This window comes from Sulfitobacter brevis, assembly GCF_900112755.1.
In the GTDB taxonomy this organism is placed as follows: Bacteria; Pseudomonadota; Alphaproteobacteria; order Rhodobacterales; family Rhodobacteraceae; genus Sulfitobacter; species Sulfitobacter brevis.
This window is the reverse complement of the sequence record NZ_FOMW01000009.1, coordinates 169,081-188,543: the sequence shown is the minus strand read 5'-3', so window position 1 is coordinate 188,543 and position 19,463 is coordinate 169,081. Positions and strand designations below refer to the sequence as shown.

General features: G+C 57.1%; 15 protein-coding genes and 1 tRNA gene. 7 read left to right on the top strand and 9 right to left on the bottom strand.

Annotated features, from left to right (window positions below; all coding sequences use genetic code 11):
* Positions 1-144 precede the first annotated feature (144 nt).
* Entirely contained in the window at positions 145-1,314 is a 1,170-nt protein-coding gene (locus BM174_RS13680) for a pyridoxal phosphate-dependent aminotransferase (protein ID WP_093924412.1), read from the top strand.
* Positions 1,315-1,411: 97 nt separating this feature from the next.
* On the opposite strand, the gene BM174_RS13675 is transcribed toward BM174_RS13680, so the two are convergent.
* Complete coding sequence (locus BM174_RS13675; protein WP_093924411.1) at positions 1,412-2,008, bottom strand: outer membrane protein; 597 nt, start codon at positions 2,006-2,008, stop codon at positions 1,412-1,414.
* A gap of 392 nt (positions 2,009-2,400) precedes the next feature.
* Between BM174_RS13675 and BM174_RS13670 the strand changes: the two genes are divergently transcribed.
* The 3 genes from BM174_RS13670 to BM174_RS13660 all read left to right on the top strand — a co-directional run bounded on the left by BM174_RS13670 (position 2,401) and on the right by BM174_RS13660 (position 6,151).
* Positions 2,401-3,939: a trimethylamine methyltransferase family protein gene (locus tag BM174_RS13670; RefSeq protein WP_093924410.1), complete on the top strand. Its 1,539-nt coding sequence runs from the start codon at positions 2,401-2,403 to the stop codon at positions 3,937-3,939.
* Positions 3,940-4,067: 128 nt separating this feature from the next.
* Positions 4,068-5,441, top strand: a complete 1,374-nt coding sequence (locus tag BM174_RS13665; RefSeq protein ID WP_093924409.1) for a phospholipase D-like domain-containing protein — start codon at positions 4,068-4,070, stop codon at positions 5,439-5,441.
* Positions 5,438-6,151 carry an endonuclease/exonuclease/phosphatase family protein gene (locus tag BM174_RS13660; protein WP_093924408.1) on the top strand — a complete coding sequence of 238 codons (714 nt, stop codon included), beginning with the start codon at positions 5,438-5,440 and terminating at the stop codon, positions 6,149-6,151. Before BM174_RS13665 ends, BM174_RS13660 begins: the two co-directional genes overlap by 4 nt.
* A gap of 47 nt (positions 6,152-6,198) precedes the next feature.
* Here BM174_RS13660 and BM174_RS13655 read toward each other — a convergent pair whose 3' ends face one another.
* The gene (locus BM174_RS13655; protein ID WP_093924407.1) at positions 6,199-7,452 is read right to left on the bottom strand and encodes a glycerate kinase type-2 family protein; all 1,254 of its coding nucleotides are present in this window, start codon (positions 7,450-7,452) and stop codon (positions 6,199-6,201) included.
* Positions 7,453-7,658: 206 nt separating this feature from the next.
* On the opposite strand from BM174_RS13655, the gene BM174_RS13650 reads away from it, so the two are divergent.
* The gene (locus tag BM174_RS13650) at positions 7,659-8,552 is read left to right on the top strand and encodes an AEC family transporter (RefSeq protein WP_093924406.1); all 894 of its coding nucleotides are present in this window, start codon (positions 7,659-7,661) and stop codon (positions 8,550-8,552) included.
* A gap of 356 nt (positions 8,553-8,908) precedes the next feature.
* Here BM174_RS13650 and BM174_RS13645 read toward each other — a convergent pair whose 3' ends face one another.
* Entirely contained in the window at positions 8,909-9,796 is an 888-nt protein-coding gene (locus tag BM174_RS13645; RefSeq protein WP_093924405.1) for a LysR family transcriptional regulator, read from the bottom strand.
* A 99-nt stretch (positions 9,797-9,895) separates the two neighbouring features.
* On the opposite strand from BM174_RS13645, the gene BM174_RS13640 reads away from it, so the two are divergent.
* Positions 9,896-10,393: a lactoylglutathione lyase family protein gene (locus tag BM174_RS13640; RefSeq protein ID WP_093924404.1), complete on the top strand. Its 498-nt coding sequence runs from the start codon at positions 9,896-9,898 to the stop codon at positions 10,391-10,393.
* A gap of 162 nt (positions 10,394-10,555) precedes the next feature.
* On the opposite strand, the gene BM174_RS13635 is transcribed toward BM174_RS13640, so the two are convergent.
* The 6 genes from BM174_RS13635 to pdxH form a co-directional block, all read right to left on the bottom strand.
* A complete protein-coding gene (locus BM174_RS13635; RefSeq protein ID WP_093924403.1) occupies positions 10,556-11,662 on the bottom strand; it encodes an AAA family ATPase in 1,107 nt (368 codons plus the stop codon).
* 357 nt (positions 11,663-12,019) lie between these two features.
* Positions 12,020-15,673 (bottom strand): vitamin B12-dependent ribonucleotide reductase, encoded by a 3,654-nt coding sequence (locus BM174_RS13630; RefSeq protein ID WP_093924402.1) that lies wholly within the window; start codon positions 15,671-15,673, stop codon positions 12,020-12,022.
* Positions 15,674-16,468: 795 nt separating this feature from the next.
* Positions 16,469-16,545: transfer RNA gene (locus BM174_RS13625), tRNA-Pro, on the bottom strand.
* Between the two features lie 111 nt (positions 16,546-16,656).
* Complete coding sequence (locus BM174_RS13620; protein ID WP_245766372.1) at positions 16,657-17,067, bottom strand: DUF192 domain-containing protein; 411 nt, start codon at positions 17,065-17,067, stop codon at positions 16,657-16,659.
* Between the two features lie 50 nt (positions 17,068-17,117).
* Complete coding sequence (locus BM174_RS13615) at positions 17,118-17,654, bottom strand: cold-shock protein (RefSeq protein ID WP_245766373.1); 537 nt, start codon at positions 17,652-17,654, stop codon at positions 17,118-17,120.
* Between the two features lie 133 nt (positions 17,655-17,787).
* Positions 17,788-18,393 (bottom strand): pyridoxamine 5'-phosphate oxidase, encoded by a 606-nt coding sequence (gene pdxH, locus BM174_RS13610; RefSeq protein WP_093924453.1) that lies wholly within the window; start codon positions 18,391-18,393, stop codon positions 17,788-17,790.
* 209 nt (positions 18,394-18,602) lie between these two features.
* On the opposite strand from pdxH, the gene fabI reads away from it, so the two are divergent.
* Complete coding sequence (gene fabI / locus BM174_RS13605) at positions 18,603-19,409, top strand: enoyl-ACP reductase FabI (RefSeq protein ID WP_093924401.1); 807 nt, start codon at positions 18,603-18,605, stop codon at positions 19,407-19,409.
* Positions 19,410-19,463: the final 54 nt, after the last annotated feature.

Sequence of the window (19,463 nt, the reverse complement as noted above, 5' to 3'; positions counted from 1 at the left end):
CCAAGTCTTCACTCGTTCTGAGCTTAAATATATCATACGGTCCGGGTGCAGCGCACCTGTCAACCTCCGCCGCGCTGCGCGACGCCGATTGACAAAATACCCTGCCTCTGCGTCCCTGCCGCTTCAAATCTCAGGAGGTGCAGCATGCAAATATCAAAGCGGATCAGCGGACTACTCGGCGGCGGCTCGGATGGATGGGACGTCTTCAACCGCGCCCGCGATATGATCGCGCAAGGCACTGCGGTGACCGAACTTACCATCGGTGAGCACGACATCCGAACCGCAGCCCCGATCTTGCAAGACATGCACCGCGCCGCAATGGCCGGCCATACCGGTTATGCAGCCGTTCCGGGCACCACCTCGCTGCGCGACACGGTTGCAGCGCGGGTTCAAAAACGCACTGGCGTGCCGACTACACGTCGAAATGTTTTAATCACCCCCGGCGGACAGGCCGCGTTATTCGCTGCCCATATGGCGACCTGCGATGTCGGTGATACCGCACTCTATCTTGACCCGTTCTACGCCACCTACCCCGGTACCCTGCGTGGCGTAGGTGCGATCCCCCAAGTGATCCGCACCCGCCCCGAAGATGCCTTTCAACCCCGCGCCAGTGACATCACCCCCTATGCCGCAAGCGCGACATCGCTGCTGGTCAACTCGCCGAACAACCCGACCGGCGTCGTTTATTCCCAAGCGACGCTCGAAGGGATCGCTGATGTTTGTAAACAACACGATCTTTGGCTGATTTCGGATGAGGTTTACGACACGCAAGTCTGGGAAGGCGAGCACATCAGCCCGCGTGCCCTGCCAGACATGGCCGAGCGCACCCTTGTCGTCGGCTCGATGTCAAAGTCCCACGCTATGACAGGTTCGCGCTGCGGCTGGATTGTCGGTCCCGAAGAGATCATCACCCATCTGATCAACCTTGCCACCCACACCACTTACGGGGTGCCGGGCTATATTCAGGACGCCTCCGAATTTGCCCTCACACGGGGCGACGCGTTGGAGGAAGAAATCGCCGAGCCGTTCCGCCGCCGTCGCGCGCTGGCGAAGCAGGTTCTGGCGCAGCAAAATGCGGTCGCCTTAGTGCCGGCGCAAGGTGCGATGTATCTGATGCTTGATATCCGCGCGACGGGGCGCAGCGGGGAAGAGTTTGCAAACGACTTGCTTACTGCCCACCATATCGCTGTCATGCCGGGTGAAAGCTTTGGCTCAGCAGCTGCGGGCCACGTCCGCGTCGCAATGACCATCGAAGACGCTGCGTTCGAGGCAGCATTGCGCACCCTGTGCAGCTTTGCTGAAGGTCTGGCTTAAGATCCAGCCAGTTTTTTCACCTGTACGACAAAAAAAGGGCCGGAGCGCTTAAACGCTCCGGCCCGACCACCTTTTTCAGGCAGCAATCAATCCGCTATTAGAAGCGCATCGAAGCGCGCAGGTTGAATGTTGTTGCGTCTGCATCAGCGCCAGCGACGCCGCCCAGATCGTCAAAGCGGTGCTCCAACAGTTCTGCGCCGACGGTGTAGCGGTCGGTCACTTTGTAAGCGACGCCAACACCGGCGAACTTGCCTGTTTCGTCACCAAAGCTTGTGTCGGCACGGGCCGCACCAGCTGTTGCATAGACCAATGTGTTACCAAGGTCGTAGCCGCCTTTGATTTTCGCACGGGCGATCGAGTCGATATTGGCGTTGCCGCCCAGATCGAGGTCGGTCTTGTCATATTCAAGTTCGCCACCCAGAACGAACTGACCGAAGTCATAGTCGTAACCAGCATGGAAACCGTAAGACATGTCGTCGCCGTCAAATGCGCCTGGGCCGTCAACGTCAGCGTAGCCGAGGTTCAAACCAGTGTAGAAACCGGTCCAATCGCCAACCACTGGCTGTGCGATGGGTGCGGGTGCGTATACCGGTGCTTCGACCGGTGCATCCGCAAGGCTGCCTGCATATGCGGTGCCGCCCATAGCGGTGGCGATTGTGAGGGCGAGGGACGAAATTTTAGTCGTGCGTTGCATTTTCTGCTCCTGCATTAAGTTTTTGAGGATCGACCGCTTGATGGTCGGATCACATCCCCAACCGCTCAGGTAAGAAGTGGTTTCATGTTTCGCACATCACAGAGCCGTGTTCGGCAAATTGTTGCGTAATTACGACAGGTTCCGGCGGGAACCTGCCGACTGGAACAGTTGATACGGGTCGCATTCAGAACGGCCCGTCGCAAACAGAACAGAAGCTGTCACCGCGCTTTCGCACCATCCCTAAAGCAGGGAGTGCTCAAGTGAATATTTATCTATGCATCATTGCACGGGTAAGCCGCACCATCGGGGCGGAACGCGGCCGCGCCGCTCGTGGCGCACCGCTTGGGTGCGCATAAACCACCCTGCAAAATTCCCTTTAGTCGGAAAACACCATGACAGATCAATCTCCTCTTCGCACCGGCGGTCGCGCTGCGCGCCGTGCTGCGCGCGCCGCGCCTTTGGCCCAGCACCTTCGCCCCGTGCGCCCCGGCATGTCCGGCGGCACTTATAACCCGCTCAGCCAAGCCGATGTCGAGCGCATACACCATGCGGCTCTGCAAGCGCTTGAAGAAATCGGGCTTGCCGATGCGCCCCCCTCGGGCGTGGCCTACCTCACTGGTGCGGGTGCCATCCAAGGCAGCGACGGGCGCATCCGCTTCCCCCGCGCGCTGGTCGAAGACACATTGGCCAAAGCCAACCGAAGTGTGACTTTATGCGCCCGCGATCCCCGACACGATCTCGATCTGTCGGGCAGCCGCGTGCATTACGGCACTGCGGGGGCGGCCGTCCATATGGTGGACGTCGAAGGCCGCAATTACCGCGAATGTGGCGTGCAGGATTTACACGATGCCGCCCGCATCTGCGATGTGCTCGACAATATCCACTTCGTGCAGCGCCCCATGGTCTGCCGTGACATTCCCGACAACTTCGAGATGGACCTCAACACGATCTATGCCGTCTGCTCCGGCACCACAAAACACGTCGGCACATCTTTCACCGATCCTGCCTATGTCTCCAAAGCCTTCGAGATGCTGCACATGATGGCGGGCGGTGAAGACAAATGGCGCGAACGGCCTTTTGTCAGCAACTCCAACTGCTTCGTCGTCCCACCGATGAAATTCGCTACCGAATCCTGCATGGTGATGGAGGCGGTGATCAAAGGCGGCATGCCGGTCCTGCTACTCTCTGCTGGCATGGCTGGTGCCACTGCCCCCTCAACAGTGGCGGGCGCAATCGTGCAAGCGGTTGCGGAATGTCTGGCGGGTCTGGTCTATGTTCATGCCGTGAAGCCCGGCCACCCTGCAATCTTTGGCACTTGGCCCTTTGGGCTCGACCTGCGCTCAGGCGCGATGACGGGTGGCTCCGGCGAACAGGCGCTGCTCACCGCAGGCTGCGCGCAGATGCACCGGTTTTACGACCTGCCCGGCGGCGCCGCCGCAGGTATCGCCGACAGCAAACTCCCCGATATGCAGGCCGGATGGGAGCAGATGTGCTCCAACGTCATGGCGGGGCTTTCAGGGCTTAACATGGTCTATGAAGCCGCGGGTATGCATGCCTCCCTGCTCGGGTTCTGTCACGAATCCCTTATTCTCGGTGATGATCTCATCGGGCAAGCCCTGCGTTGCGTGCGCGGCATCGAGGTGAATGACGAAACTCTCGCCCTGGACCAGATGCGCCAAGTTTGTATCGGCGGCCCCGGCCATTATCTCGGCACCGAAGCCACGCTCAGCCGGATGGAAGTAGACCACGTCTATCCCCGCCTCGGAGATCGGACCTCCCCCAAGGAATGGGCCGAAAAGGACAAGCCCGACCTGATCGCCAAAGCCGTTGCGCGCAAACAAGAAATCCTCGGACAACGCGCCGCCGCAAGGTTCGATCCCAACACTGATCAAAAGCTGCGGCAAGCCTTTAACATTCATCTCCCAGCCTAATGTTTAACTGCTCTTTCTGACCAAAAGTATCTTGGCGGGGCGAGGCCCCGGGCCGCTCGCCGCTCTTGTCTCCCTGCGCAGATCATCTACATCTCAAGGTGATCTGATCACCTAGGACTTTGCCGAAGATGCTATATTGGTTCACCACCCACATCGAAATCGTGATTGTGGTGGTCATGACGCTGATCGCCGCGGTGGTCATTTTGCAACAGCGCCGCACCCCGCAATCGGCCGTGGCGTGGCTGTTGTTCTTCATCGTGCTGCCCTGGCTTGCGGTGCCGCTATTTCTGGGCCTCGGCTTTCGCAAACAAGGCAGCCGCTACTCTCCGGTACATTTTCTGAAAGGGGATACTGGCGGTCCGCCCCCGCCGCCTGCGCATGCAATGGATGAAACCTTCCAGCGGTTTGGTCTCCCCGCAGCGCTTAACGGCCAATCCCTAACGCTATTGCCCACCGCCAAGGCGGCGCATGGCGCGCTGTTAAAGCTCGTAAACGATGCCGAACACACCCTTGATGCGCTGTTTTACACCGTCACCCGTGATCCGGTTGGCGAAGAGTTCCTGGACGCACTCGCCGCGCGTGCAAAAGACGGTATTCGTGTGCGATTGCTGCTCGATCGGCTCGGAACAGGTATCGGCCCCTCAGCTGCCCTTAAACGTCTGCGTGCCGCGGGGGTCGAAATGCACTTCTTCTCGCCGCTGCTCCAGCTTCCGGGCAGCGGGCATCTTAACCTGCGCAACCACCGCAAGATGGTGATTGCCGATGGGCTGCGGGTTTTCGCAGGCGGGATGAACGTCGGCCAACATTATTTTTCCCCTGCACCGGTAAAAGGTCAATGGACCGACCTTGCCTATCTGCTCGAAGGCGTTTCGGTCCAAAGCTTTGGCGATGTGTTTCGTTCTGACTGGGAAGAGGTTACAGGCGAGGAGCTTAATCCTGCCGTGCCGCGTGCACCTTCTTCTGGAGGGACAGCGACGGTGCAACTTGTCCCGTCAGGGCCAGACGTGAAGGAAGACCCGCTGCATGACGGTCTGCTCCGCGCTCTCCACCTCGCACAATCGCGGATCTGGATTGTGACGCCCTATTTTGTGCCCACCGAAGGGCTGATCGCCGCGCTGTTGATTGCAGCGCGGCGCGGTGTTGATGTGCGGATATTGGTGCCAGCCAAATCCAACCAGCGCATCGCCGATTTCGCCCGCGGCGGATACCTGCGTGAACTTGAACGCAACGGCGCCAAAATCCTGTTCTACCAGCCCGGCATGATTCACGCCAAAGCCGGGGTAATCGACGATCTGGCCTATGTCGGATCGGCCAATTTCGACGTGCGCAGCATGCTTTTGAATTTCGAGGTGACCCTGTTTGTCTATGACGGCGGCAGTGTCGCGGAACTAGCATCCTGGTTTGAGGGACTTTCGGACCACTCCGAAGAGGGCTGCCCTACCCCCAGAGCCGGACGGCGGTTGGCCGAGGGCGTCTTTCGCTTGGGAGCGCCGATCCTGTGACACCTGAAATTGCCCCCGAATGCCTGCGCATTGCGAGCTATAATATCCGCAAAGCGCTTGGCACCGACCGTCGTCGCAACCCTGACCGGATCCTCAGGGTGATTGCCAGCCTCCATGCCGATGTCGTGGTTTTGCAGGAAGCTGATATGCGGATGGGCGCACGGCCCTCCGCGCTCAATGCAAATACGTTGCGCAGCATGACCGGACTGCACCCTGTAGAGACACCAAGCGCGGTCAGCCTCGGCTGGCATGGCAACGCTGTGCTGGTCTCTGAGCGGACGGTGACCACCCGCGTGGACCATATAGACCTGCCCGGGATCGAACCGCGCGGCGCTTTGGTGGCGCATCTCGAGGTTGCAGGCAGACCGCTGCGGGTCATCGCCTCCCATCTGGGGCTGTTGCGCCCATCGCGCAAGGAGCAGCTCTCGGCGCTCTTTGCGCATCTGGAGCAATGTCCGCCCTGCCCGACCTTGATCGCAGGTGATCTGAACGAATGGTCCAACAAAGCCGGGTTGGGGCGGTTGGCCAAGCGGTTTACCATTGTCGCACCGGGCAAAACCTATCACGCGCGGCTGCCTGTCGCCTCGCTGGACCGGATGGCGTTGGATGGCAAACTGGAAGAGCGTCAGGCGGGGGTTGTAGATAACGAGACCACACGGCGGGCGTCAGACCATTTGCCGATCTGGGTGGATATTGCCCATCGGGAGTGACGGCAGATGTTTGGTAAAGGGACCCCTGCCTAGCGACCCCCGCAGGGTCAAAGAATAAGAACCGCTCTGAAGTCATTCACATTGGTGAGGGTTGGGCCGGTTCGGATGAGGTGACCAAGTGTGTCGAAGAGCGGGTAGCTGTCATGGTTGCGCAGATGCGTCGCAGGATCGATATTTGCGGTTGCGCAGGCGGCAAGGGTTTGGGGGCTGATCGCAGCACCGGCAGCATCTTCGGTGCCATCAATGCCATCGGTATCGGCGGCGATTGCGTGGATGGCGGGATGCCCCTCAAGGCTCACAAGCATCGAGAGCAGAAATTCGGTATTGCGCCCGCCACGGCCCGCCGTACCGGAAATTGTGACCGTGGTCTCCCCGCCCGAAAGCAGCACCGCTGGCGCTTTGATCGGCACCGAATGGGTGGCTGCAGATACCGCGATGCCAGCCATGATCGTGCCAAGCTCGCGGGCCTCGCCTTCAAGTGCATCGCCAAGGATCAGCGGGGTGACGCCATGCGCCTCTGCCACCTTCGCGGCGGCTTGCAACGCCATCATCGGTGTGGCGATCAGACGGTAGTCTGCATCAAAGGGGGGCTCCTGTTGCGGATCACGCAGCAGAATGTCGCGCACCGTATCGGGCAAGGTCGGGCCAAGTGCGGCAACGATACCGGACAGGTCTGCACTCTCGGTCGGGTCTGGCACTGTGGGGCCTGAGGCAATGGCAGCGGGATCATCGCCGGGTACGTCGGAAATTGCCAGTGTCACGACCCGTGCGGGGGCTGCGGCGCGGGCCAGCCCGCCGCCTTTGATGCAGGACAGGCGGCGGCGCACCTTGTTCATTTCGTCGATCGCCAGTCCCGAGCGTAGCAGCAGACGGTTGACCGCTTGCTTGTCAGCCAGCCTCAGCGGCGATACCGGCAAGGGCATCAACGCCGAGCCACCGCCCGAGATCAACACCAAGACCAGATCATCCGGCCCTGCTGCCTGCGCTGCGGCATAGATTTCGCGTGCTGCAGCTTCGCCCGCTGTATCCGGAACGGGATGGGACGCCTCCAACACTTTGATCCGGCGGGTTGGTACCGCATGACCGTAACGGGTCACGACCACGCCACCGAGATCGACATCGGGCCAAGCTTTTTCAACGGCCAGTGCCATCGCAGCCGCAGCCTTGCCCGCGCCGAGCACAATGCAGCGGCCTTTCGGGGGTTCCGGCAGATGGTGGGCCAATACGACAGCGGGGTCGGCGGCGGCAATTGCAGCAACCAGCATTTGGCGCAGCAGGGCTTGGGCCTCGTCGTGGGTCATGGGGGTCTCCGCTATCTGAGTTGCCGCATGATGCCTGTGGGTCTGCCAGTGTCAACGAAGCATCGACATCGGCGCTGGCAATAAAAAAGGGGCACCACATGGGCGCCCCGAGTTTCGCGTGATCAGGCTCGAATGGTTCACTGCTCGGTTAGTTTTATGCCTGCGGCCCGATCTGCGTCAGGGACAAGCGCACCTGTCCCGGATCCTTGATTTCTACCAGCGGCGATCGGGGGCCACAAACCGGCCTTGGCGGATGGGCGATCAGCAAACGGATAGCGCCGGACATCTGGGCTGGCATCGACCGCCTGAACTTTCTTGTGCTTTTCCCCGCGCTCCTGTTTGTCTCTGCATCTGTGCGCCCGATTGCCATCTCCGAGATCGCGTCCGTCGGTGTCGGTGTCTGGACCGTCATGGGGTTGGGGTTTGGCTTGGGGCTCCTATTGCGCTCTTGGGGACCTGCGTCATTTCTGGACTTCGCAGGGACATGGCAGACCGCATGGCGCTTCAACACGGCAATTGCCTTTGTCGCGGCGTCTGCGATGCCCGCTGCTGTTTCCGGAATAATGTCTGTCGCAATTGGCCTCGCCGTTCCGGTGGCGAATGTCTTGGCTGTCGGTGCTTTGTCTCGCGGACGCGGGGGGTGGAAATTACGGCTCATCGCTATCGCCACCAACCCGTTCCTGCTGGCCAGTCTTGCTGGTATTTCTGTCGGTCTATCCGGTATCGCCTTGCCGAAAGTCCCGGTGCAAGCCCTGTCACGCCTGTCTGAAGCAGCTGTGCCCATGGCACTTTTGTCCATAGGTGCCACGATGGATTGGAAGGCCATCCTCCGTCTGGACAGGTTCTGTAGCGGGTTAAACGCAATCAAGCTGTTGATTTTACCATTTGCGGTGTGGATCGTGGCACCGCATTTGACCGACGATGCAGCACTTGTAGCTTTAATGATCGTCTTTGCTGCGCTACCGACGGCATCGGCTGCGCATATTCTGGCAGGTGCCTTCGGCGCGGACCGTCGAGTTCCTTCTATACTGATCGCGCAATCTACGCTGTTGAGTTGTATAACGCTGCCGCTATGGATTGCAGTAGCTCTGCGTTTATAAAGACGAGATTAGGCATTTTGAGGAGTGTCAAAAACACTCGCTTTCGGCGCAGCCACAAATCACCTCGTTTGACGCTGCCACATTACCTGTTCAAAACTCAAAGAGTTGTTGAAGGTTTATGCCTCACTGGTGATAGCAGCCATTCACACACAATGCCGCATTCGTCAGTATGGGATCTCACGACACTTTCGACGCGCTTTGCATGAATGGCTGCTCAGAAATCTTTTGCCGTTAACTGGGGCAAGTCTGAACTCACACAACGCGGGACAAAATTGCCGTTCCATATACTTCTCTGAAAGTCATCTATCTGTTCCCACCGATCCCCATTTTGTTTGTTGCTCCCCTGAAACGCTACTTCAAAGCATTTGCGCCGCACGGCCAATAAGGTTGCTCAATGCAGCGACACGCGCGATCTCGCTCCGTCCCTTGCGAGAAATTATCCAAAGATCATGGTATCGTTTTTTTGGAAGTTGAATGATCGCCAAGTCCTGCTTGCCAGCAAAGGCATCGACGCCAGATTTGGGCAATATCGTATATCCCAGCCCCTGCGCTACTGGGATGGGGATTTGGCCGATCTGGTTGACAAAGGTCCTTATCCACAAGCGGTCAGCCCCTTTATAATCTTCTGGGAAGTTCAACGAAAAGAGATCATCCGCATATGCATATCCGTCTGGGTGTGCGACAAAACCGATCTCGTTCAAGAGGTTGAGATCAAGCTTTTGCCCAGCATATGATTGGGGAACAATCAAACAGAGCTCTTCACGGGCGAATTTGACGGCCTCCAATCTGGGATAGTTGATCGGCTCAGAAACGATCCCCAGATCGAACTTTCCATCCAGCACGGATGTCACAATACTCATATGCGGCGCAGCCGTGACACGGAGGACAAGCTCAGGTGCTTGATGCATCCAATCCAGAAGATGCGGATAGAGCCACATGGCAAAGCTGCCGGAACAACCAATGCTGATGTCGCCGACGTTTGGATCGTCAAATTGGATAATGTCCTGCAGTTCGCGTTCTTGGCTACGCCGTGCGATGCCAATCGCCAGCACGGCCTCACCAGCAGGGGTGAGCGTGAAAGATTTTCCATCCTTTGATATGAGCGGCTTGCCAACTTGAGACGCCAGCTTGTGTAAATGCTGTGAAACACCGGGCTGGGTCATCCCCAACACTTCAGCCGTCCGCGTAAAATGTCCAATATCGCACAGTGTTGTGAAGGTATCCAACCACTTGGCATTCAGCATGCTAAACTCATAAAATTATGAAAATCATATAAAATGATAATTTCCAACGAGACAAGAGTCCACCTAAACCTCCATCAGAACTCTTAAAAAGGAAATACCATGCACCCGACACCACGCTCATTCTCTCATATCGGTTTGTCTGTTCCAGATTTGGACAAGGCGATCACATTCTACGGCGACGTCCTTGGCTTCTATGTCATCATGGAACCTACGGTCATTATCGAAGACGACAGCGACATCGGCCAAATGTGCTCAGATGTTTTTGGCAAAGGTTGGGGGCGCATGCGTATCGCGCACTTGGCAACGGCTGATCGTATCGGGTTCGAACTCTTCGAATTTGAAGGCCACGAGGCGCCCGATAATAACCTCGACTTCCGAAAGCACGGCACGTTCCACTTTGCCATTCAGGATCCAAACCTTGAAGACCTTCTGGCAAAAATCGTAGCCGCCGGAGGTAAACAACGGATGCCCGTGCGTGAATATTTTCCCGACGAGAAGCCGTATCGCATGGTTTACGTTGAAGACCCCTTCGGCATCGTCTTTGAACTCTACAGCCACAGCTATGAGCTGACATACTCTAACGGTGCTTACTCCTAAGCCAAAAGCCGACATTCACGTTGCAATTGAGTGTCGGCACTTTGGGCTCACAGCCGTCTTTCATATCGCCGAAAAATCCTCGATCCATGGCTGAATGGATGTCGGCTCTCGCCGCTGATACAAGGCCAATTCGCACTTGCAGAGAAAGTCCGCAATCCGCCCTCAGTGTAGCATCGGCCGCCCCTCGAGAACCTCTGCCCGCCGCAACATGCGATTGACGTCTCGCAAACTAGGAACGGTCCTACCGACATATTCTGATGAGCCGATTACATGTTCGATAACTTCAACTGATGTATTTGTAAGCTTTAGTTGTTTCGCTCTCCGTCGGGCAAAACCTTTCAGTTCCGACACGGTGATAGGTTGGCACTCGACACGTGTGCACCTGCTAAGCAGCGGTTCTGGCACTTTCAACGCATCGTTTGACGTCAAAATCCATGAGATCTGCGACATGTTGATCTTAATTCGATAGAATGGGCACTCCCAGCTAACAGAAGTTGCCGGCTCAAGAATGTTCAGCAGCGTATTCGCAAACGAGTGTTCCCCACCTTTATTCGACCTGCCGGACTGAGCTTTGCAGATTTCATCGACTACAATCAGGGGATTGCCAATCCGATGTTGCATGATGATTTCAAGTGGTCTGCCGGGTTGCGCGGAAGACCATCCTCTTTCAGTTCCAGCAACGCTAAATCCGACACCCCCCAAACTCGCATCAATATCACATCTGGGGATGCAAAGCAGTTGAGCAAGTCGACGAGCCCAAACTGACTTGCCAATGCCAGGCGGGCCATTCAATAGCAGCGGTGGAATTTTGACAGGTTCACGCCGACTGCAATTTTGACGTAAAGCATACCAGACCTCTTTAGTAGCGGGGCCCATCCACGGCATCTCATCATGCAGGGTTGCAATGATTTCATCCACTCTGTGTTCACTTTCAAGTTCGACAACTTGGACCCCGTCGATGAAAGAGCTTAGCCACTGGACCTCTTTGTAATTGAGATGGGCCATCCCTGAAGCTTCTAACCGCCGATCTGCAATTCTTCTCACGCGCATACTGATCCGGTTTTCATCTTCCCAAGTCTTCTCTACAGGCGTTGTCACCGGTTCGACCCCAACAATCTTTGCGGGATTGTTGGGGTCATCATTGGCGTCAGAAGAAGCCAAAACTTGCCCCTTGGTGCGCAGCTTCTTTAGGTGCTTGGTCAGGCGCAACGTCATTGCGTCTTTGTCGACACTGGGATTCGATACATCAAAGAGCTTGAAGGTTTTCATCGCGGGTTCCTTGTTCTTCGAGAAAAAGGGACCAACCAGCTCGGGCAAGTTATATGGATGAATGACTAGACCTCGACTGCGGCCCCGAAGGGAATCAGATCAAGAGAACCGTATGAGATGGATAAGCTTTGCGTCTGTCATCACTAAAGACAGCACCAAATGTTTGATTTCGTCAACCCCATGGGAGGCGCGATGAATTTGTGGAGCGCGTTAATCGATTAAATCTAGCGCGCTCCAAAATATCATAAAAACAAGGACTTTACATTGCTTGGGTCCGAATGACCTTGGTTTTGGGCGTCAAAATAGCCCCATTGGGCTATAATCACTTGGTATATCACCGTGACGCGCCGCCGTTGGTTAGCTACAGCCGCTGGTGCCGCCGCAGGTATTGCACTTCATGCAGGTACCATTGCGCACCAGCGTGTAATTTCCGCACTCGCCGCAGGCCTCGCCCTCATAGCCCTGCATCTTGGCCTTGGTGCGCAAATCAATGCTCACAGCCCCGCTGGCGACCGAGGTGCTGGCCATGGCGACCGCGACACTGCCGGAGGCAAGCTCGGGCGCCAATGCGGTGCCAACAGCGGCCATCCTACCACCCTGCCCGCCTTGCAGCACGACAAGCTCCTGCGGCAGACGATTGCGCAGATATCCGGTCGAGCTGATCTGGCGCAGAACTTCGAGCGATTTGTTCGCCGCGTTTTCGCTGATCTCGCTGACGTTCGCGACACCTTCGGAGGTTTCGCCCTGTCCGATGGTGTCGAACGAGGCCCCTTCAGGCTGCACATGTGCCAGATCGGTGCGATCAAGGTACGACACCGCCAGTTCGCGGAAAATATAGTCGAGGATCGAGGTTGCAGATTTGATGCTGTCGTTGCCCTGCACCATGCCTGCGGGTTCAAATTTGGTGAAGGTGAAGGCGTCCACGAACTCCTCCAGCGGCACGCCGTACTGCAGACCGACCGACACCGCGATGGCGAAGTTGTTCATCATCGCACGGAAACCAGCACCCTCTTTGTGCATGTCGATAAAGATTTCGCCAAGCTTACCGTCTTCGTATTCTCCGGTGCGCAGATAGACCTTATGACCGCCGACATTGGCCTTCTGGGTATAACCTTTGCGGCGCTGGGGCATCTTTTCGCGGTGCGATTTGATGATTTCTTTGACAATGACTTTTTCGACGATCTTTTCGGCCAGTACACGGGCCTTCTCGTGGGGCGTGCCGCTTTCCAGCGTTTCTGCCGCCTCGTCGTCATCCTCCACCAAGGCTGCCGCAAGCGGCTGGCTGAGTTTGGAGCCGTCACGGTAGAGCGCGTTGGCTTTGATGCCGAGCGACCAGCTCAACTCATAGGCCTTCTGGCAGTCTTCGATGGTCGCATCATTGGGCATGTTGATGGTCTTGGAGATCGCACCCGAAATGAAGCTTTGCGCCGCGGCCATCATGGTGATGTGGCTGTTAACGCTCAGGAAACGCTTGCCCTTTTTGCCGCAGGGATTGGCGCAGTCAAAGATCGAGTAGTGCTGCTCTTTGAGATGCGGCGCGCCTTCAAGGGTCATTGTGCCGCAGACATGGTCGTTGGCGGCCTCAATGTCGCGGCGGGTAAAGCCGAGCAATTTCAGCAGGTCAAACGACGGATCGTTCAGCATCTCGGTGGGAATGCCGAGGACCTTGGTGCAGAAATCAGCGCCCAGCGTCCACTGGTTGAAAACAAAGCGGATGTCGAAAGCCGAGGCCAATGCACCATCAATCTTGGCCAGTTCCTTGGGGCCGAAGCCATGGCCTGTCAGGCTGGTGTGGTTGATGCCGGGCGCGTTGCCGATGGAGCCATGGCCCACGGCATAGGCGACGATCTCGCTGATCTGCGCGGCGGTGTAGCCCTGTTTGGCCAAAGCACCGGGAACCGACTGGTTGATGATCTTGAAGTAGCCGCCGCCTGCGAGCTTTTTGAACTTCACCAATGCGAAGTCAGGCTCGATTCCGGTGGTGTCGCAATCCATCACCAGGCCGATGGTGCCGGTTGGTGCAATCACGGAAGTCTGGGCGTTACGATAGCCGTGCTCTTCGCCCAGTTTCAGTGCTTCGTCCCAGCAGGACATCGCCACATCGACCAGCCCGGGCTGAGGGCAGTTCACGTGATCCAGCGGCACGGGCTTGACCGACAGACGCTCGTATCCGGTGTCGTTGCCATAGGCGGCGTTGCGATGGTTGCGCATCACCCGCAGCATGTGGTGGGCGTTTTTCTTATAGCCGGGGAAAGCGCCAAGCTCGCGCGCCATTTCGGCAGAAGTGGCATAAGCCACACCGGTCATGATCGCAGTCAGCGCGCCACAAAGGCTGCGGCCTTCGTCGCTGTCATACGAATAGCCCATGTTCATCAGCAAGCCGCCGATATTGGCATAGCCCAGACCCAGCGTGCGGAAATCATAGGACCGCTGCGCAATTTCCTTGGAGGGGAACTGCGCCATCATCACCGAAATTTCCAACGTCACCGTCCACAGGCGGCTGGCATGCATATAGTCTTCGACCATGAATGCGCCGTCCTTGAGGAAGGTCAGCAGGTTCATCGAAGCAAGGTTGCAAGCCGTGTCGTCTAGGAACATGTATTCCGAACAAGGGTTTGATCCGCGGATCGCGCCATCTTCGGGGCATGTGTGCCAGTCGTTAACGGTGTCATGGTATTGGATGCCCGGATCGGCACAGGCCCAAGCAGCGTGGCCCACCTGCTCCCACAGATCACGGGCGCGGATTGTTTTCGTGACCTTGCCATCAACGCGGCTGATCAGCTCCCAATCGGCGTCTTTTTCAACGGCGGTGAGGAAAGCGTTGGTCACGCGGATCGAGTTGTTGGAGTTCTGGCCCGAAACCGACGAATAGGCTTCGGAGTCCCAGTCAGTGTCATAGGTCGGGAATTCGATGCTGGTATGGCCCTGCTTGGCATAGTCCAAGACGCGCTTGATATAGGTCTCGGGGATCGCGACCTTTTTGGCCTCGCGGATCGCCTGCTTGAGCTGCGCGTTGGCTGCCGGATCATAGGCGTCTGCCACAGCGCCGTCCCAAGCCTTGATTGCCGCGAAAAGCTTGTTGAGCTTTTCTTCGTGCATTTTGGAGCCCGCAACGATGCTGGCAACCTTTTGTTCTTCAATCACTTTCCAGTTGATGAAGTCCTGAATATCGGGGTGGTCGGCATCGACGATGACCATCTTGGCCGCGCGCCGTGTGGTGCCGCCCGATTTGATCGCGCCTGCAGCACGGTCGCCGATTTTCAAAAAGCCCATGAGGCCAGAGGACTTGCCGCCGCCTGATAGTTTCTCTCCCGCACCGCGCAGGGAAGAGAAGTTTGTACCCGTACCGGAGCCGTATTTGAACAGACGCGCCTCACGTACCCAAAGGTCCATGATGCCGCCGTCACCGACCAGATCGTCCGCGACGGACTGGATGAAGCAGGCATGCGGCTGTGGGTGCTCATAAGAGGATTTCGAACGGGTCAGCTTGCCGGTTTTGTAGTCGACATAGTAGTGACCTTGCGCAGGACCGTCTATGCCGTATGCCCAGTGCAGGCCGGTGTTGAACCACTGCGGGCTGTTCGGAGCACCTGCCTGTGACGCCAGAATGTACCGCATTTCGTCGTAATAAGCTTGGGCGTCTTCTTCGGTGCCGAAATAGCCGCCTTTCCAACCCCAATAGGTCCAGGCGCCAGCCAAACGGTCGAATACCTGTTTGGAGGATGTCTCGCCGCCCATTTCCGCGCCTTCGACGGGCACCGAGCGCCAGAGAAATTCTGGGACGTCCTTTTCTTTGACCTTCTTCACTTCCGTCGGCACGCCAGCTTTGCGGAAATACTTCTGGGCGATCACATCACTTGCGACCTGGCTCCAGCTTGAGGGGACTTCGACATCATCGAGCTTGAACACCACCGAACCATCAGGGTTGCGGATCTCGCTTACCGTGGTGACGAAATCGAGTGCCGCGTAGGCGTCTTGGCCGGCCTTGGTGAATTTACGTTCAATTTTCATGTCGCTGCCCCATCCGTAGCGTTTTCATTATCGGCGGGATGCAGTCATTGCAGACACCCCATCTGCCAGCCCGCTACCGCGCGCCCACAGGTCACTGCACCGGCCACAACAGGAATACCCCACGGCCCATGCGTCATTTGAAAGAAACGATGTAAGTCGTTTACTGCCCTGTGCTCCGATGCGCCCTCTGAGCTTAAACCACTACATCTTGTGGCGACATCATCTGCACCCACAATCTGACGTAATCATCCCTATCGGGTCAACGGTTTTATTTCGGAATTTTTCTAAACTGCATGTTGACGGGAGGGCGCAACTTTGAGGCTCTCTCGCCCCACCGATTCACTCACTAGATATCCCCAGAGATGTCCGCAGCCTGTGCCGCAGTGCTACATCCGAATAAGTCGAATAACCCGTGGGGGTTAGCTGCAATCAATAGGCGGCCGGGGTGGAATTGTCCCCAGCTTCTGATCATCTCATCAGCCAACCTGACGAAGACAGTCGTAGGAGAGTCAATTTTCAGCGCAGCCGTTCATTGAATCGAAACCTGTGACATTTTAGGGCCTCAAATCTGCTCGCGATTCGGACAAAGCCGCACACCTAGAGATGGCGCATCTTACGGACCACTAAATGTAGGGGGGTGCACGGTTCGGCGAACAGTCTAAGTGCCCTGCAGTTGGCGAGCGGCACTATCAGATGGGGATACGATACCTGGGGGTGCCGAATGGCTCTGCCGCGACAAAACGCAAACACCCTGTGCGCTTAATGCGCACCCAAGGTGGGGGATTTTAGTGAAAGTGGTCGGAGCGAGAGGATTCGAACCTCCGACCCCCTGTACCCAAAACAGGTGCGCTACCAGGCTGCGCCACGCTCCGACAAGGGCTTCTTTAGCCAGCTTCTTTGCGGATGAAAAGGGGAACAATGCACCCGATTGCAATATATCTGGCCGAAACCGGTAATTTTTTGGCTAGGCCCTTAAAAACCGATCAATCGTCGCAAGGCCATGCAGCCAGGCGGCCCGAAAATGCAGGATGGCGCAGTTCGGTGCCCTCCTCGATTCCCATACGCGCCGCTAATCCGCCGTTGATCTCGAGCACCGCAAGCAAGTCATCACCACCGAGAATCGGCGACTCATCCAGCGGCACGGCATTGTGGTGGATGTATTGGACGACCCCGCGTGCATCGATGAACAGCATATCGAGCGGGATCAACGTGTTGCGCATCCAAAAGCTCAGGGTTGTCGGACGCTCATAGACAAACAGCATGCCCGCGCCCATCGGCATCGAGGTCCGGTCCATCAAGCCCTGCGCCCGCTCCGCAACATCGTCAGCGATCTCAATGCTAAAACGCGCACTGCCCCAATCGCCGCGCAAAAGCGCAGTGTCTTGCCGACACATCTGTGCAGCTGCGGCGCCAGTCACGGCCCATACAGCGATAGCGGCGCCTGCTAGATACCTTTGCCAGACGCGACTGTTAGAACTGTTTCCCATGCAAGCACCTCTGCGGCCATCTGACCCCGTTTGCCTTCAATGACGCGCATGGCAAGCGCCTCACCGGGTTGCAGGTCGGACAGGCCGGACTGGCGCAGAACCTCAACATGCACAAACACATCTTCGCGCTTGCCAAAGACATTGGCAAACCCGAAACCTTTAGACTTATCAAACCATTTAACACGTGCAGGCTCCAAGGGGGCCGCGGCCACAACGGCGGCGTCCAAACCTTCGATATCGGCCAGAGCAGCAGTATGCGCCCCCTCCGGCGGATGGATGGCACCCACTGAAACCGCTTGAATACCGCGCTCGGTTTTTTGCGCGTAAAGGTCGATCCGCGCGCCATCAGCGACGGAGCTTTGCCCGAAATTGCGCAGGACGTTGACGTGCAGAAGGATATCGGGCCCGCCCGTATCCGCCACAACAAATCCAAACCCTTTGACTGGATCAAACCACTTTACCACGCCCGACAGAAAAGACCCCAGAGCGGGCATCTGTGACTGTTCAGCTTCAATTTTCTCTTCTGTCGGCATTTCAACCTATGTCACTAATTCCGGACGGCGAGCGCCCTTATGTTAATATAATGTGTCGTTGCCGTCGATTCACGATGATGACGGCGATAAAATCTTAAGGATTAAGTCGTGTGACGCCCCAAGGCGCCGTTAGTGTTTCACGCCGCCACTGAAAACGGTCGTGTAGGCGAAAATCGCCATCTGCCCAAAACTCCACTTCAAGTGGCGCCAACCGGTATCCACCCCAAAATGGTGGGCGTGAAGGGTTGGTGCCATGACGCGCGGTGACCAATGCCACCTCCGCCAAAAGCGCCGCACGACTGGCCAAGGGGCGCGATTGTTGTGACGCCCAAGCCCCCAAGCGGCTCTGCAAGGATCGTGACGCGTAATATGCGTCAGCTTGCGGCCCGTTTTCGCGGCTGATCAGGCCCCGCACCCGCACCTGGCGGCGCAAGGATTTCCAATGCATTACAAAAGCGGCCTTTTGGGCTTGATCAAGCTCCGCGGCTTTTGCGCTTTCATAATTGGTGTAGAAAACGAAAGCATCCGCCTCGATTTCTTTCAACAACACCATCCGCGCATTTGGCATGCCGTCTGCATCTACGGTCGAAAGAGCAATCGCGTTGGGGTCGTTAGGCTCGCTACCCGCTGCCTCACCCAGCCAACGCTGCGCAATCTCGAAGGGATCCTGCCCTGCAAATATGCCCTTGCGCTGTTCCATAACCCGCATCGATACCAATTTTTGCACCATTCCAATCCCCTTATCCCGTCTTGCAGTGGGTTTCGCAAGCATGGATGCCGCATTTTGGTACCGACTTTTGCCTGTCTGTGCCGCATTTGCCATACGTCCATCATTTTGAAGCCGGTCTTGATGGTGCTAGAACTTTGCCATAAAGCTGAAAAACGGCGATAGAAATCAGGGGCGGACAGATGAGCAACCAGTTAATGGCAGGAAAACGCGGGCTCATCATGGGCCTTGCGAATGATAAATCTATCGCTTGGGGCGTGGCAAAGGCCCTCTCCGAAGCAGGCGCCGAGCTTGCATTCTCCTATCAGGGCGATGCGCTGAAAAAACGTGTCGATCCGCTGGCGGCCCAGCTTGGCAGCGATATCGTTCTGCCTTGCGATGTCGGTACCGAGGCGTCAATAGATGCCCTTTTCGATGGATTGAAACAGCGCTGGGACAGCCTTGATTTCGTCGTGCATGCCATTGGATTTTCCGACAAGAACGAACTGCGTGGCCGCTATGTTGATACCAGCCGCGCCAATTTCACGATGTCGATGGATATCTCTGTCTATTCATTCACGGCTGTGATGCAGCGCGCCGAAAAGATGATGGCCCCCGGCTCCGCCGCCGTGACCCTCACCTATTACGGTGCCGAAAAAGTCATGCCCCACTATAACGTGATGGGCGTCGCCAAAGCCGCACTTGAGGCTTCGGTGAAATATCTGGCCGAAGATCTTGGCAAAGACGGCATCCGCGTCAACGCCATCTCCGCCGGCCCGATCAAGACACTTGCGGCCTCCGGTATCGGCGATTTCCGCTACATTATGAAGTGGAACGAATACAATTCGCCCCTGCGCCGCAACGTGACCATCGAAGACGTCGGCAAATCAGCCCTATATCTGCTCAGCGATCTTAGCTCCGGCACCACCGGTGAAAACCTGCATGTCGATGCGGGCTATCATGTGGTCGGCATGAAGGCCGTCGACGCGCCTGATATGGCCAAAGAGTAAACCGCCGCTGCCCGCCGCCCCATCTGGCGCAACCCCTCTGCTGCAAAGGGACCA